At 70.7% G+C, this 14,353-nt stretch carries 10 protein-coding genes; 4 read left to right on the top strand and 6 right to left on the bottom strand.

Annotated features, from left to right (window positions below; all coding sequences use genetic code 11):
* Positions 1–109 precede the first annotated feature (109 nt).
* Genes AB0C46_RS17830 through AB0C46_RS17820 form a run of 3 tightly spaced genes read right to left on the bottom strand, consistent with a single transcriptional unit; the run spans position 110 to position 2,480 of the window.
* A complete protein-coding gene (locus AB0C46_RS17830; RefSeq protein WP_362828727.1) occupies positions 110–1,060 on the bottom strand; it encodes an ABC transporter substrate-binding protein in 951 nt (316 codons plus the stop codon).
* Positions 1,057–1,731 (bottom strand): ABC transporter permease, encoded by a 675-nt coding sequence (locus tag AB0C46_RS17825; protein ID WP_362828726.1) that lies wholly within the window; start codon positions 1,729–1,731, stop codon positions 1,057–1,059. Before AB0C46_RS17825 ends, AB0C46_RS17830 begins: the two co-directional genes overlap by 4 nt.
* A complete protein-coding gene (locus tag AB0C46_RS17820; RefSeq protein ID WP_362828725.1) occupies positions 1,728–2,480 on the bottom strand; it encodes an ABC transporter permease in 753 nt (250 codons plus the stop codon). Before AB0C46_RS17820 ends, AB0C46_RS17825 begins: the two co-directional genes overlap by 4 nt.
* A 323-nt stretch (positions 2,481–2,803) precedes the next feature.
* Between AB0C46_RS17820 and AB0C46_RS17815 the strand changes: the two genes are divergently transcribed.
* Positions 2,804–3,628: a polysaccharide deacetylase family protein gene (locus AB0C46_RS17815; protein ID WP_362828724.1), complete on the top strand. Its 825-nt coding sequence runs from the start codon at positions 2,804–2,806 to the stop codon at positions 3,626–3,628.
* A 48-nt stretch (positions 3,629–3,676) separates the two neighbouring features.
* Here the strand turns inward: AB0C46_RS17815 and AB0C46_RS17810 are convergent, their stop codons facing one another.
* The 3 genes from AB0C46_RS17810 to AB0C46_RS17800 all read right to left on the bottom strand — a co-directional run bounded on the left by AB0C46_RS17810 (position 3,677) and on the right by AB0C46_RS17800 (position 8,083).
* The gene (locus AB0C46_RS17810; protein ID WP_362828723.1) at positions 3,677–4,246 is read right to left on the bottom strand and encodes a VanZ family protein; all 570 of its coding nucleotides are present in this window, start codon (positions 4,244–4,246) and stop codon (positions 3,677–3,679) included.
* A gap of 172 nt (positions 4,247–4,418) precedes the next feature.
* Positions 4,419–5,714 carry an alpha/beta hydrolase-fold protein gene (locus tag AB0C46_RS17805; RefSeq protein WP_362828722.1) on the bottom strand — a complete coding sequence of 432 codons (1,296 nt, stop codon included), beginning with the start codon at positions 5,712–5,714 and terminating at the stop codon, positions 4,419–4,421.
* 293 nt (positions 5,715–6,007) lie between these two features.
* Complete coding sequence (locus AB0C46_RS17800) at positions 6,008–8,083, bottom strand: PhoX family phosphatase (RefSeq protein WP_362828721.1); 2,076 nt, start codon at positions 8,081–8,083, stop codon at positions 6,008–6,010.
* Positions 8,084–8,624: 541 nt separating this feature from the next.
* On the opposite strand from AB0C46_RS17800, the gene AB0C46_RS17795 reads away from it, so the two are divergent.
* The 3 genes from AB0C46_RS17795 to metG all read left to right on the top strand — a co-directional run bounded on the left by AB0C46_RS17795 (position 8,625) and on the right by metG (position 14,203).
* Positions 8,625–10,535, top strand: coding sequence for a VWA domain-containing protein (locus AB0C46_RS17795; protein ID WP_362828720.1), 1,911 nt, complete (start codon positions 8,625–8,627; stop codon positions 10,533–10,535).
* A gap of 343 nt (positions 10,536–10,878) precedes the next feature.
* Entirely contained in the window at positions 10,879–12,348 is a 1,470-nt protein-coding gene (locus AB0C46_RS17790; protein ID WP_362828719.1) for an MFS transporter, read from the top strand.
* Between the two features lie 139 nt (positions 12,349–12,487).
* Entirely contained in the window at positions 12,488–14,203 is a 1,716-nt protein-coding gene (metG, locus tag AB0C46_RS17785) for a methionine--tRNA ligase (protein ID WP_362828718.1), read from the top strand.
* Positions 14,204–14,353 lie beyond the last annotated feature (150 nt).

Raw genomic sequence — 14,353 nt, 5'->3', positions numbered from 1 at the left:
CGCCGCTCGCGTCACCGGCCAGGTCGCCGCTCGCATCACCGGCCAGGTCACCGCTCGCGTCACGTGCCAGGTCACTGCCCACCGCACGGACCACGCCTCCTGCGCTGTGTCAGCTCCTGGGCAACAGCCCTTTGGACTTCAGGTAGTTGCGGGCCACATCCGCCGGCAGCCGCCGCCAGCTGTCCACCTGCTCGTTGAGATACGCCAGGTCGGCGGTGGTCAGCACCTTGTTGAGGCGGTTGAGTGCGGCGGCCGGCCGCTCGCCGCCGGCCCGGGCGCGGTTGACGACGGGAACGACATAGTCGGCGTTCTGCAGCTTCTTGTCGTCGGTGAGCAGCACCAGACCGAACTGGTCGAGGGTGGCATCGGTGCTGGTGGTCAGCACCATCTGGTCTTGCCCGTTCTGCACGGCCTGTTTGGCGGGCGTGGTGCCGACGCCCTTCGGGTCCATGGCGGTGATGTTGATCCCGTAGCGCTTCTTCAGCCCCGGCGCGCAGAACGGCCGCTGGACGCATTCATCGCCCGCGGCAAGACGCACCGGAAGCTTGGCCCGGCCCAGATCGCTGAGGGTCTTGAGGTGGTGCTTGCGGGCATAGGAGGCGCGCACCGCGAAGGCGTTCTGGTCGACGGCCCGGCCGGCCGGGAGCACGGTCAGACCACGCAGGCCGGCGAGCCGGCGCAGCGCGGCCATGGTGGCACCGAGGTCGGGCGAGGCCACCGGGGCCGCCTTGGAGCCCTTGTTCTTGGCGTTCAGCCAGTCCGCGAAGGTGGCGGCGTACTCGGGGACGACCTCGATCTGCCCCACCTCCAAGGCGGGTTCGTACAGCTCGCGGTTGCCGACGGTCACGACCCGGGTCCGGTACCCGGCATGGTCGAGCAGCACCGCGTACATCTGGGCGAGCAGCTCGCTCTCGGTGAAGCCGGCCGAGCCGATGACCAGTTCGCGGCTGTCGCCGGGGGAGGAGGTGATCGCGGAGCGGGTCTCCAGGGAGGGGCCGCTGGTGCAGGCCGAGAGCGCGAGGGCGGCGACGACCGCGCCGGCCATCACGGCGGCCCTCATCGGGTCCGTCCGCGCGCCCAGCCCGGTGCCCACCGCTGTGCCAGCTCGAAGGCGGCCTCCATCAGCAGCGCGAACACCGCGACCAGCACCGCTCCGGCGACCACCTGCGGGGTGCTGGCCAGGTTGAACCCCGCGGTGATGATCCGGCCGAGGCCGCCACCGCCCACCAGCGCGGCGAGCGTGGCGGTGGCCACCAGCTGGACCGCGGCGATCCGGATGCCGGTCAGGACGAGCGGAAAGGCGAGCGGTACCTCGACCCGCCACACCAGCTGGGTGCCGGTCATCCCCATGCCCCGCGCGGCCCGCACCACGTTCTGGTCCACCTCGCGCATCCCGACATAGGCATTGGTCAGCAGCGGCGGGATGGCGAACAACACCAGCGCGATGATCGTCGGCCACTGCCCATAGCGTCCAATCGGGGTGAGCAGCAGCAGGACAAGTACGGCGAAGGTCGGCACCGCGCGGCCGATGTTGGCGAGGTTGACAGCCAGCGCGCCGCCGCGGCCGAGATGCCCGAGCGTCAGGGCCACCGGCAGCGCGATCAGGGCGCTGATGACCAGGCAGACGAAGGTGAGCACGAGGTGCTGTTCCAGACGGTGCCAGACGCCGTTCTCCCCGGACCAGTTGGCGGCGGTGGTCAGCCATCTCCAGACCGCGGAGACGGTGTTCATGTCTGCCGCCCGGCAGCCGCGGCGGCCGGCCGCTCCGGGCCGGCGGTGGCCCGGGCCGGTACCCGCGAACGCCGGTTCGCCCGGCGCCAGGGCGTGAGCAGCCGCTCCACGCCGAGCAGCAGCAGATCGAGGACGACCGCGATGAGCACACAGAGCACGGACGCGGTGAGCACCTGCGCCTTGAAGAACGTGTTCATCCCGGCGTAGATCAGGTTCCCCAGCCCGCCGTATCCGACGATGGCCCCGACGGTGGTGAGGGCGACCGCCGAGACCGTGGCGATCCGCAGCCCGGCCATCGCCGCCGGCACGGCCAGCGGCAGCTCGACGGTCAGCAGTTGGCGCGTCGGCCCGTACCCCATGCCCCGGGCGGCTTCCCTGGCCTCGGCGGGGACCCCGTCCAGCCCCGCCAGGATGTTCCGCACGAGCAGGGTGAGCGAGTACAGCGCGAGGCCGACCACCACGAGGGTGGCGGACAGCCCGTAGAGAGGCAGCAGCAGCGAGAACATCGCCAGGGACGGGATCGTGTAGATGACGGTGGTGATGCCGAGCACCGGTCCGACCGTCCAGCGTCTGCGGCGGGCCAGCAGCGCCAGCGGGACCGCGATCAGCAGCCCGAGTGCCACCGAGACCACCGTCAGCTGGAGGTGCTGGGCGAGCGCGTCGAGCAGGATCTGCCGACGGGTGCTCAGGTAGTCGCCGCAGATCCAGTCGTTGTGCGCCAGGCAGTCGTCCGGCGGCGGTGCGGTCACGGTACGAGTCCACCGCGGCGGGGGCGGGGTGTCGCGGCGGACGCGTCCGATCGGGGTGGACGCGGACGGCCTCCGCCGCCGCGCGTCCCACCCGCTCTCTTCCGCCCCTCCCGCCCCGACGCACCCACGTACACAACCCCATACACACCCCACGTATACACACGGTGTGTACTGCCTATGTATAGTCCCTCTCAAGTCCCTTCGACCGCTGTCACCGAGGGTCGGCGCGGCGCGGCAACGCCCCGTACGCGTCGGCTTCGCCATGCGCGAAAACGCAGGTCACGGGCTCACTGCCGACCGCCCGTGCCCGAAGAGAGGTCCGTATGCCGAAGCCGATGTCCGCGGCCCGCAGCACGTCCATAGGGCTGCTGACGGCCGCCTCCCTGGTCCTGGCCCTCAGCGGCTGCGCCACCTACGACGTCACCGCCCCGGCCGACGCCCGCGCCGAGGCACCGGCGGCCGACGTCCGGACGAAGGACACCGCACTCGCCGCGGCCAAGGACGCCAAGGCCCCCCGGGGCGCGGCCGGTGACGACATCGACTGCCGCAAGGCCAAGTGCGTCGCGCTCACCTTCGACGCGGGCCCCAGCGAGAACACCAGCCGCCTGCTGGACATCCTCAAGAAGGAGAAGGTCCACGCGACCTTTTTCATGCTCGGCGAGAACCACGTCGAAAAGCGCCCGGCAGAGGTGAAGCGGATCGACGCCGAGGGCCATGAGCTGGCCAACCACACCTGGTCGCACCAGATCCTGACCGAGATCACGCCCGAAGCGGCCCAGCGCGAGATGTCCCGCCTCCAGGAAGCGGTCCGCAAGATCACCGGCAAGACACCGCGGCTGATGCGCCCGCCGCAGGGCCGGACCGACGGATCCGTCTCCGAGATCAGCAAGAACCTCGGCCTGGCGCAGGTCCTGTGGAGCGTGACCGCCAAGGACTACCAGACCCATGACTCGGCCCTGATCACCAAGCGGGTGCTCGAACAGACCGAGCGCGACGGCATCATCCTGCTGCACGACATCTACCGAGGGACCGTGCCCGCCGTGCCCGGCATCCTCAAGGAGCTGAAGAAGCGCGGCTATACGGTCGTCACGGTCTCCCAGCTGCTCTCCCCGGCGAAGCCGGAGCCGGGGATGGTCTACCGGCCGTAGCGCGCGGCACGGGGCGCACGCCACGGCCGGTGCCGGAACCGCCTTCCGTCACCCCGGCCTGATCTCGGAGGTCTTGGCCGGCCCCGCCGTCCCCTTGCCGCTGAGCCGGTGCCACCAGTGCCGGCGCCGCGGGTGCACCGCCCGGCCCAGCCGCCGTCCCAGCAGCAGATAGCCGATCAGCGCGCCGGCGCAGTTCAGGATCACATCGTCGATGTCGAACGCCCGGCCGGTGATCAGCGCCCCCTGCACCAGCTCCACCAGCAGCATCACCAGCGCGGTCGCCGCGCCCACCCGCACCAGCCCCCGGGCCCGCGGCGCCAGCACCGGCAGCAGCACCCCGAACGGCACGCCCAGCACCACATTGCCGCCGAGCTGCTTGACGGTGTCGGCCAGGTGCGGCTGCCCGAGATAGCCCCGGATCGAGTCGCCGGGGCGGAGGTTGGGGTGGGTCAGCGGCACCGACGCCGCCGACGGGGTCAGCGTGACCCGTGCCAGTGCCGCCGCGAACGCCACCATCGCGGCGAACGCCAGCACCAGCAGCAGAATCCGGACGGCCAGCGGGGCCCGCGCGGCCACCGGTGACCAGGCCGTCTCGTCGCCCTCTCGCGTACGCGCCATGAGAACTCCCCGGTGTGCGTGACGGGCGGTGCGCCCGAGGAAACTCCGGTTACCCGAGGCACACCGAATCATGCGGAACGGGCGCGTCCGCGGTCCGCAGCCGGCCCCCGGCTCACCGCATGCAGAAGGGGCGCCGGACAGCTCCGGCGCCCCTCCTCAGCTCACTCGCGGCTCACCCCCGGGGGCGCTCCGCCTCCACCCGCCGGTGTCCCTTGTCGTCGGACGCCGACGGTGCCGGGGACGGCGCGGTCCGCTGCCCGGGGGCGCCGCCCTTCCCCACCCCCGGCTTGCGCTGCGGGGCCTCCGTGTCCTGCGGGAACGTCAGCTGCTGGCTCTGCCACTGCAGGGCCGGCGCGACCTCACGCCGCCAGGTCGTGAACTGGTGGCTGCCCTGCGGCAGGATGATCGAGTCGACCGTCATCGGCGACTTGGCGGCCCGCAGGAACTTCATGGTGTCGCCGTAATCCGCCTCGCCCTTACGGCTGCTGGCCACCAGCGCGGAGATCTGCGGCGCGGGGAGGTTCTTCAGCCGCCACAGCAGATCGTGCTCACGCTCCCGCCGGGCGCCCTCCGGGCCGGGGCCGAAGAGGCTGCCGGTGGTCAGGTCGTCCTTGATCGCGTAGTCACCGGAGAGCGAGACCGCCGAGGTGTAGACCTTCGGGTTACGCATCGCCAGCTGCAGCGAGCAGGTACCACCGGACGAGTAGCCGAACGCACCCCAGGCGCTGGGGTCACGGCCCACCCGGTAGGCCGACTTCATGGCGTCCGGCAGGTCCTTGGTGAAGAACGTCTCGGCCTGCGGCCCGCCCGGCACATCCACACACTCGGTGTCGCGCGGCGGGGCGATCGTCGGCCGGACCATCACGATCACCGTCGGCTGCATCTTGTTCTGCGCGATCAGCCGGCCCGCGTTCTGCGGCACCTGGAGGTGCTGCGCAAGGTTCATGATGCCGCCGGGGTAGCCGCTGATGACGACCATGACGGGGAACCGCTGCCGGCGGAACTGCTGCTGGAAGTACTGCGGCGGCAGATAGACGAAGCCCGGGTTGATGGCCCGGCTGCGGCGGCCGACGATCTTCACGGACTCGACCTTGCCCACCCGGTCCGCGGGCCCCTTGGGCAGTCCGGTCACCCGGTCGAGCCCCTGCGGACCGGCCGGCTGGACCAGCCCGCCCTTGAGGTTGCCGACCGAGGCGTACTGTCCGCCGCCCTGGCTCACGGATGCCGGCGCCTCGTCCGTATTGCCCAGCAGTTCGTCCCAGTTGCCGTAGAACTCGTAGTTCGTGTTCACGGCGAGGGCGAGCGCACACACGATCGACACCTGGGTGACCATGATGGCGCCCAGTCTGCCGAGAACGGGTCCCACCCCGCGCCGCGACAGCCGGGGCCAGAGCCACACCGTGGCGGCCACACAGACCACCGCCAGCACGATCACCGTGTATTCGAGCGACTGACTGGTCAGCCCCATGCGCCCACATCTCCCGTCACCCTCGGAAGGGTTCTTGCCTTCTTAACCGGCCGCCTTAGGCACAACGGACGGCTCCGGACAATGGTCACCGGAGAAGACGGGCACACCTGCGCATCGGATACCTGAACGACCCACTTCTTACCCTGCTCTTGCCACATCGTTTCCGCGGCGTGATGTGGGGACCGGGAGAGAGCCGCCGGGGGCGCCTCGTGGGACGGGCCCGGGGCCGCGGGACGGGACAGCACCCCGTGAGGCGGGGAGCCGGCACCCGCCCCACGGACCAGCGCCTGTCCTCACACCCCGATGTCCCGCCCGTCCTTCCGCCAGACGGTCACCACGGACGGCCGGACCAACTCCCCTTCTCCATCCGGCCATTGCGATGCGGGCTGCTCCACACTCGCCCCGTCCACCTCGCCCGGATGCTGCACGGCGACCAGCACCCGTCGCTCCTGCACGACCGGCCCGCAGGTCTCGGCCCCCGTGGGCACCGTCAGGAACTGCCGGACCTCACCCCGCCGTTCCCCCGCGGTCGCCACCCCGAACAGCCCGTCATGGCTGCCCAGCGCATTTCCGTCGGTAGATATCCACAGATTTCCGTGCACATCAAAGGTGATGTTGTCCGGGCAGGAAATCGGGCTGACCTGATCCTTGGGGAATCCGCCGAAATAGGTGGCCGGGTCCTCCGGGTCACCGCAGACCAGGAAAAGCCGCCAGTCGAAACGGTCCGCCGCCGGATCGTCCCACCGCTCGCTCAGTTCCAGAATCTGCCCGTGCTTGTTCTCCTTGCGCGGATTGACCTCGTCCACCGGAGCCTTGCCGGCCTTCCCCCGGTCGCTGTTGTTGGTCAGCGCGATATAGACGCGGCCGGTACGCGGGCTGGGCTCGACGTCCTCCGGCCGGTCCATCTTCGTGGCGCCCACCTTGTCGGCAGCGATCCGCGTGAAGACATACACCTCGTCCGCCGTCATTCCCGGCACATGCGAGGTGTCGCCGCTCGCCAGCGGAATCCACTCCCCCGACCCGTCGAACTCGCCGTCCTTCGGCAGCTTGCCCGACCCGTCGATCTCCCCCGCCGCACTGTCACCGGTGAACTTGGCGACATAGAGCGTCCCCTCGTCCAGCAGCGTCCGGTTGTGCTCCCGCGCGGCCCGCGACGTCCCCCGCTTCATCCGCCGGGCGGAGACGAACTTGTAGAAGTAGTCGAACTTCTCGTCATCGCCCATGTAGAGAACGGGCCGGCCATCCGGCGTCAGGCGCGGTTCGGCCGCCTCGTGCTTGAACCGCCCCAGCGCCGTCAGCTTCCGCGGTGTCGATTCGGGATCGTAGGGATCGATCTCCACGACCCAGCCGAACCGGTGCGCCTCATTCGGCTCCCGCACCGCATCGAAGCGCTTGTCGAACCGCTCCCACTTCCGCTCGCTCGCCCCGCCGGTGATGCCGTACCGCTTGAGCCGGGCCACCGCCGTCGGATCGGTGACACTGCCCCCATTGGCGAAGTACTGGTTGAAATTCTCCTCGCCGGACAGCACCGTCCCCCACGGCGTGATGCCACCGCCGCAGTTGTTGAGCGTCCCGAGAATCCGCGTCCCCTCGGGGTCGGCGGACGTCTTCAGCAGATCGCTGCCCGCCGCGGGGCCGGTGACGTCGAACGGCGTGGTGCCGGTGATCCGCCGGTTGAGCCGGTGCCGGGACACCGCCGTGAGCCGCCCGCTGTGCCGCTCCTCCTGGACGACCAGCACGGACAGCCCGTGCGCCGCCAAGCCGATCTCGGCCTGCTCCCGCGTCGGCGCCTCCGCGTCGTACCCGGCGAACATCAGCTGCTCGTCCGTGTACTCGTGGTTGATCACCATCAGCTGCCGGTGCTGCTCACCCGGCACGTCCAGCACGGCCATGTAGTCGTTGTTGTAACCGAACTGCCCCGCCTGCGCCTTCGCCGACTGCCGGTCCGGGTCGAACGCCGGCGCCCCCCGCAGAATCGGGTCGCCCCACCGGATGAGGATGTGCTGGGCGTGCCCCTCCGGGACGACCACCGCATCGGCCTTGTTCGGCGCCACGGTGGCGAACCGCAGCCCGCGCGCCGCCTTGTGGCTCTTCCCGCCCCGGGACGCCGGACCGGCAGCCGATGCCGCGACGGCCGGCGGCGCCCCCACGCCGCCCACCGCGCCGCCGGCTGCCGCCGCCACCGTCACGACCGCAGCGGCCCGCACCATCGAACGCCGGGACAGCGCACCGGCGATGACGTCGCCGACGTAGGCGTTGTCGCTCGTGTTGGGCGTCTCGTGGAAGCAGGCGTCACCACAGCGGTACCGGCACGTCATGGCCGAACGCCCACCAGGATGCGAGCCGATCAACGGCAGGAACTTGCGCACATTTCCCCCTCTTTAGCGGAGTCGAACGAGGTCGAACGGTGTGCAGCGCGGACGAAAGGATTCGAGCGCCGTCGTTCGGTTCGCGGTCATGGTTCGCCGTGACGCTAAACGGGCCGATCCGCCGCATGACGACGCAAACATGAACAGGCGATGAATCCGGGGGGACGACAGGCCCGCCCGGCACCGTACGAGGGGTCAATCCCAGTTCCAGGGAGGGCAAAACGACGCATACGACGGCGGCGCGGAATACGGGAAGGATTCAGTCCGGTATCGAAAATCCCGCCCGGAACCGTGCGCCGCGGTGGTTTTCACACTGGTGATCAACCTCGTACGCAGGACCGATGCCTCCTCGGCGGGAGTCGGGCGCCCCGGTTGAAACCATCCGCCCCGCCACAGCCCCCGGATGGCCCATCACACAAGGCGCGGGGTCCCACGATGAGGCCGGTCCCGGCCGCTACCCTTACGTATCCGTCCTGGTCAGGGACATGTCCGTGCGTCACGGACATACGCCGCACCCACCACACGCAAGAGAGGTTCGCCGATGGGCATTCGGAGTCTGCTGCGCAACGCTTTCGGTCGCTCCAAGGCGACCCGTGAAGAAACCGGCGCGGCCCCGAGCGGCGCCGACAAGCCGGAGTCCGCGACCATCCCGGAGGCCCGCGAGGAGTCCACACCGGCCCCCGCCACCCCGGAAGCCGAGGTTCCGGCCGCCCGGACGGCCCCCTCGGAGGCCCCCGTCACGGACCCGGCACCGACGACCGCAACGCTGCCCGCGCAGGGCACCCGCGCGGACCGTGCGGACCGTGCGGACCGGGCCGCGGACTCCTCCCCGGCCCGGGAGGAGTCCGCGGCACGCGAGGAGTCCGCCGACCGGGACGCCACCGACGTACGGGACGAGCCCGCGGCGGACGCCACCGCGACGGCCACGCCGTCCGCCCCCTCGGCCGCGGACGCGCCCGTCGAGCCCACCGAGCCCACCGAGCCCGTCGAAGCGGTCGAGACGTCCGAAGCGGTCGCAGCGGTCGAGAAGCCCGCGGCCGAACCGGCCGAGGAGGCAGCTGCGGCGGAGGCGCCGGACGCACCCGCGGCGGACGTCTCGCCGGCCGACGCCCCGGCCACCGGCGACACCGTCGCTGACCTCGTGAGCCAGGCCTTCGACAACCCGGACCCGGCGCCGAAGGCCGAGGCCGGGCCGGCCGCCGGCTCCGCGGAGCCGGAGCCTGAGGTGGCGGCCGAGACCGAGGTGGCGGCCGAGCCGACGGCCGAGGCCGCGGCGAAGGCCGTCGCAGCGCCCGAGGCCGAGGCAGCCGCGAAGCCCGAGGCGGTCGTTGAGGCCGAGGCGGTCGTTGAGCCCGCGGCCGAGCGGGAGGCGGCGTCGGAGGCAGCGTCGGAGGCGGACAAGCAGGCGGACAAGCAGGCGGTGGCCGAGCCGGAGCCCGTACAGCAGCCGGCGGCCGAGCCCGAGGCGAAGCCGGAAGCCGTGGCGGCAAAGGCGCAGCCCGCCCCCGAGCCCGAGGCCACGCCGGAACCGGCAGTGGTGGTGGCGCCGGAGGCCGAGCCGGAGCCCGCGGCCGAGCAGCCCGTGGACGAGCCGAAGGCCGCAGCGCCCAAGACGGCAGCGCCGAAGGCCGACCAGCCCGCGGCCGACCAGTCCAAGACCGAGCCCGAGCCCAAGGTCGAAGCCAAGCCCGAGCCCCAGCCCCAGCCCAAGGCCGACGAAGCCGTCACCGCTTCCGCCGGCGCGGCCTCGCTCCCCTCCGTCGCCCCCGCTCTTCTCAGCCTCTACAAGTCCGCGGGCAGCACCCTGGAGAAGCACGGCCTCGCCACCCAGCGCGCCGCCGTCTACCTGGTCCTGGACCGCTCCGGCTCGATGCGCAACTACTACAAGGACGGCACCGTCCAGAACCTCGCCGAGCAGGCCCTCGGCCTCTCCGCCCACCTCGACGACGACGCCACCGTCCCGGTCGTCTTCTTCTCCACCGACATCGACGGCACCGCCGACCTCGACCTCACCCATTACGAGGGCCGCATCGAGGAACTGCACGCCGGTCTGGGCCACATGGGCCGTACGAACTACCACTGGGCCATCAACGCGGTCGTCGACCACTACAAGAAGTCCGGCGCCACCGCCCCGGCCTTCGTCATCTTCCAGACCGACGGCGCCCCGACCTCCAAGCCGGCCGCCGAGAAGGCCCTCTGCGAGGCCGCCGAGCTCCCCATCTTCTGGCAGTTCATCGGCTTCGGTGACCCGGACGCCAAGGGCTTCGACTTCCTCCGCAAGCTCGACGACCTGGCCGTCCCGGAGAAGCGCGCCGTCGACAACGCCGGCTTCTTCCACGCCGGCCGCGACCCGCGCGCCCTCGCCCCCGACGAGCTCTACCAGCAGCTGATGGTCGAGTTCCCCGAGTGGCTCACCGAGGCCCGCGCGGCCGGCGTCCTCAAGGACAACTGACCACCCGCACCTCCACCACACCCGACACCTCACCGGCCGCGGCCGGGCTCCCACGGGCCCGGCCGCGGCCGCTGTCTTGCGCGCGCCCCGGACCACGGCGTCGACACGCACCACAAGAGGCGAGGCCCCGCGCCGCTACCTACGCTGAATGGGTGAAGCGCTCCGTTTGATCCGGTTGCTCTGGGTTGGGGCGGCGGGGTGGCCGGGGTGGCCGTACCAGCCGAGCGAGGCGGTCGTGATGAGTGACGCCGGCCAAGAGGGAGGTCCCGCTCCCCCTCCCAGGCCCAGCATTCCCCGTTGGGCCGCGCCGGCGGAACCCGATCCGCGGCGCTGGTGGGGCCTCGTGGTGATTGCGATCGCGCAGCTGATGGTGGTGCTGGACGCGACCATCGTGAACATCGCGCTGCCGTCGGCGCAGCGGGATCTGGGGATGTCGGACGCCAACCGGCAGTGGGTGATCACCGCGTACACGCTGGCGTTCGGCGGGCTGCTGCTGCTCGGCGGGCGGATCGCCGACCTGGTGGGACGGAAGCGGACGTTCATGATCGGGCTGGTCGGGTTCGCGGTCGCGTCGGGCCTGGGCGGGGCGGCCACGGGGTCCGGGCTGCTGTTCGGGGCGCGGGCGCTGCAGGGCGCCTTCGGGGCACTGCTGGCTCCGTCCGCGCTGTCGCTGCTCACCACGACGTTCACCATCGGGAAGGAGCGAAGCAAGGCTTTCGGGATCTACGGGGCCATCGCGGGCGGCGGCGCGGCCATCGGACTGATCGCCGGCGGGCTGCTGACCGAATACCTGGACTGGCGCTGGTGTCTGTATGTGAATGTGCCGATCGCGGTGATCGCCTTCGTGGGCGCTGCGGTATTTCTGCGGGACAAGACGGAGCAGGGCCGCGTCCATCTGGACATTCCGGGTGCGGCGCTGGGCTGCGGCGGTCTGGTCGCGATCGTCTACGGATGCAGTGAGGCACAGCCACGGGGGTGGGGTGACGGGCTGGTCATCGGGCTGCTGGTGGGCGGTGTGGTGCTGCTGGGGGTCTTTGCCTGGTGGCAGACGCGGGCGCCGCATCCCCTGCTGCCGTTGCACATCGTGCGGGACCGGAATCGCGGCGGCGCCTTCCTGACCATGGCGCTGGCGGTCATTGCGATGTTCGGGATGTTCCTGTTCATGACCTACTACCTGCAGACCGTGCTCGGCTATTCACCGGTCAGGACCGGGATGGCCTTCCTCCCGATGGTGGCGGCGATCGTGGTCGGCTCGACCCAGATCTCGGCGCGGCTGCTGCACCGGATCCCGCCGCGGTTCCTGATGGTCCCGGGCGCGCTGCTCGCCGCCGCGGGACTCTTCACCCTGAGGTATCTGACGGCCGTGCCCGCGTATGTGTCGCATGTGCTCCCGGCGATGCTGCTCGTGGGGCTCGGGATGGGCCTGATCTTCATGCCGGTGATGGCGACGGCCACGTCCGGGGTGGCCGCGCACGACTCCGGGGTCACGTCGGCGACGGTCAACACCGCACAGCAGGTGGGTGGTTCGATCGGTACGGCGCTGCTGAATACGATCGCGACCTCGACGAGTGCGGTGTTCATCGCCGATCACCTGGCGGACGCGGCCCGGAAGGGCGGTGGGCTCGCCCCGGCGGTGCGGGACCAGATCCTGAAGGACGGAGTGGTGCACGGCTTCAACGTCGCCATCGGGGTGGCGTCGGCGATCATGCTGCTCGCCGCGCTCGTCGCCGGACTCATGGTCAACGGCCGGGCGCCGAAGCAGGGCCGGTCCCCAGCAGGGGACAGCGCCCCTTCGGCGGACACGGCCGTGTGAGAACCGGCGCCGGGCGGGGTGAGCAGGGCCTCGTCCACCGCCGAAAAGCCCGCGCGGTCGCCCCCGGCCCGTCCAGTACGATATTGACGTTCCGTAAAGCAAATCATCACTCACCGTAGCGACTTGGGAGCAGCCGGCAATGGCTCGACACCTCATCACCAGCGCCCTTCCGTATATCAACGGGATCAAGCACCTGGGCAACATGGTGGGGTCCATGCTCCCGGCCGACGTCTATGCGCGGTATATGCGCCAGCGCGGGCACGATGTGCTCTACATCTGCGCGACGGACGAGCACGGGACCCCTGCCGAGCTGGCGGCGAAGGACGCGGGGCAGTCGGTCGACGCGTTCTGCGCGGAGCAGCACGACAAGCAGAAGGCGATCTACGAGGGCTTCAGCCTCGCCTTCGACTACTTCGGGCGGAGCTCGTCGCGGGAGAACGTGGAGCTGACGCAGCACTTCGCGCGCAAGCTGCACGAGAACGGCTTCATCGAGGAGCGGGCGATCCGCCAGGTCTTCTCGGTCGCCGACGACCGCTTCCTGCCGGACCGCTACATCGTCGGTACGTGCCCGCACTGCGGCTACGACAAGGCGCGCGGCGACCAGTGCGAGAACTGCACCCGGGTGCTCGACCCGACCGATCTGATCGACGCCCGCTCGGCGATCAGCGGCAGCGGCGAGCTGGAGGTGCGGGAGACCAAGCATCTCTTCCTGCTCCAGTCGAAGCTGCAGCACGAGGTCGAGGGCTGGCTGGACGGGAACGGCAGCAAGGAGTGGCCGACACTGGCCTCGTCCATCGCGCACAAGTGGCTGACGGAAGGCCTGCAGGACCGGGCGATCACCCGTGACCTGGACTGGGGCGTTCCGGTGCCGGCCGATGTGTGGCCGGAGCTGGCGGCCGAGGGCAAGGTCTTCTACGTCTGGTTCGACGCGCCGATCGAGTACATCGGCTCGACGAAGGAGTGGGCGGACGTCGACCCGGAGAACCGCGACTGGAAGTCGTGGTGGTACGAGGCCGAGGACGTCCGGTACACGGAGTTCATGGCCAAGGACAATGTGCCGTTCCACTCCGTGATGTTCCCGGCGACGCAGCTGGGGACCCGCGAGCCGTGGAAGAAGGTCGACTTCCTCAAGGCCTTCAACTGGCTCAACTACTACGGCGGGAAGTTCTCCACCTCCCAGCGGCGCGGCATCTTCACGGACGCGGCGCTGGAGCTGCTGCCGGCCGACTACTGGCGCTACTTCCTGATCGCCAACGCCCCGGAGTCGGACGACACCTCCTTCACCTGGGAGCTGTTCGCGTCCTCGGTCAACAAGGACCTGGCGGACACCCTCGGCAACTTCGTCAACCGGGTGCTGTCGTTCTCCCGGAAGCGGTTCGGTGACGAGGTGCCCGCGGGCGCCGAGGCCGGGGCCGCGGAGCAGAAGCTGGGCGAGGAGATCGCCGGGCTGCTGGCGGAGTACGAGGGCCACATGGAGGCGCTGCAGTTCCGCAAGGCCGCGGCGTCGCTGCGCGCCCTGTGGAGCGCGGGCAACGTCTACCTGGAGGAGAAGGCGCCGTGGCTGGAGATCAAGACCGATAAGGAAGCCGCGGCGCTGACGCTGCGTACGGCGATGAACCTGATCCATCTGTACGCGATCGTCTCCGAGCCGTTCATCCCGTCCTCGGCCAAGGCGATGCGGGGCGCCTTCGTGCTGGAGAACGACACGGCGGTGTGGGTCTCCCAGGAGGAGGCGAAGGCGCTGGCCTCGGTGCCGGCCGGAACGCCCTTCACGGTGCCGCCGGTGCTCTTCGCGAAGATCACCGAGGACGACCTGGAGGCCTACCGCGAGCGCTTCGGCGGCGCGGAGCAGTAAGTCCCGCCTGACCGCGGTCGTCTCCGCGGCGGGAGAACAGCAAGCCATGCTCGCGCCCGTCCGGCCCTTGAGGCCGGGCGGGCGCGAGCGTGTGCGGGCCCCGGACGGCCGCGGCTGGCGCGAGCATGTGCAGGCCCCGGACGGCCGCGG

This window comes from Streptomyces sp. NPDC048637, from assembly GCF_040650675.1.
Classification (GTDB): Bacteria; Actinomycetota; Actinomycetes; order Streptomycetales; family Streptomycetaceae; genus Streptomyces.
This window is presented reverse-complemented; position numbering and strand designations above follow the sequence as displayed.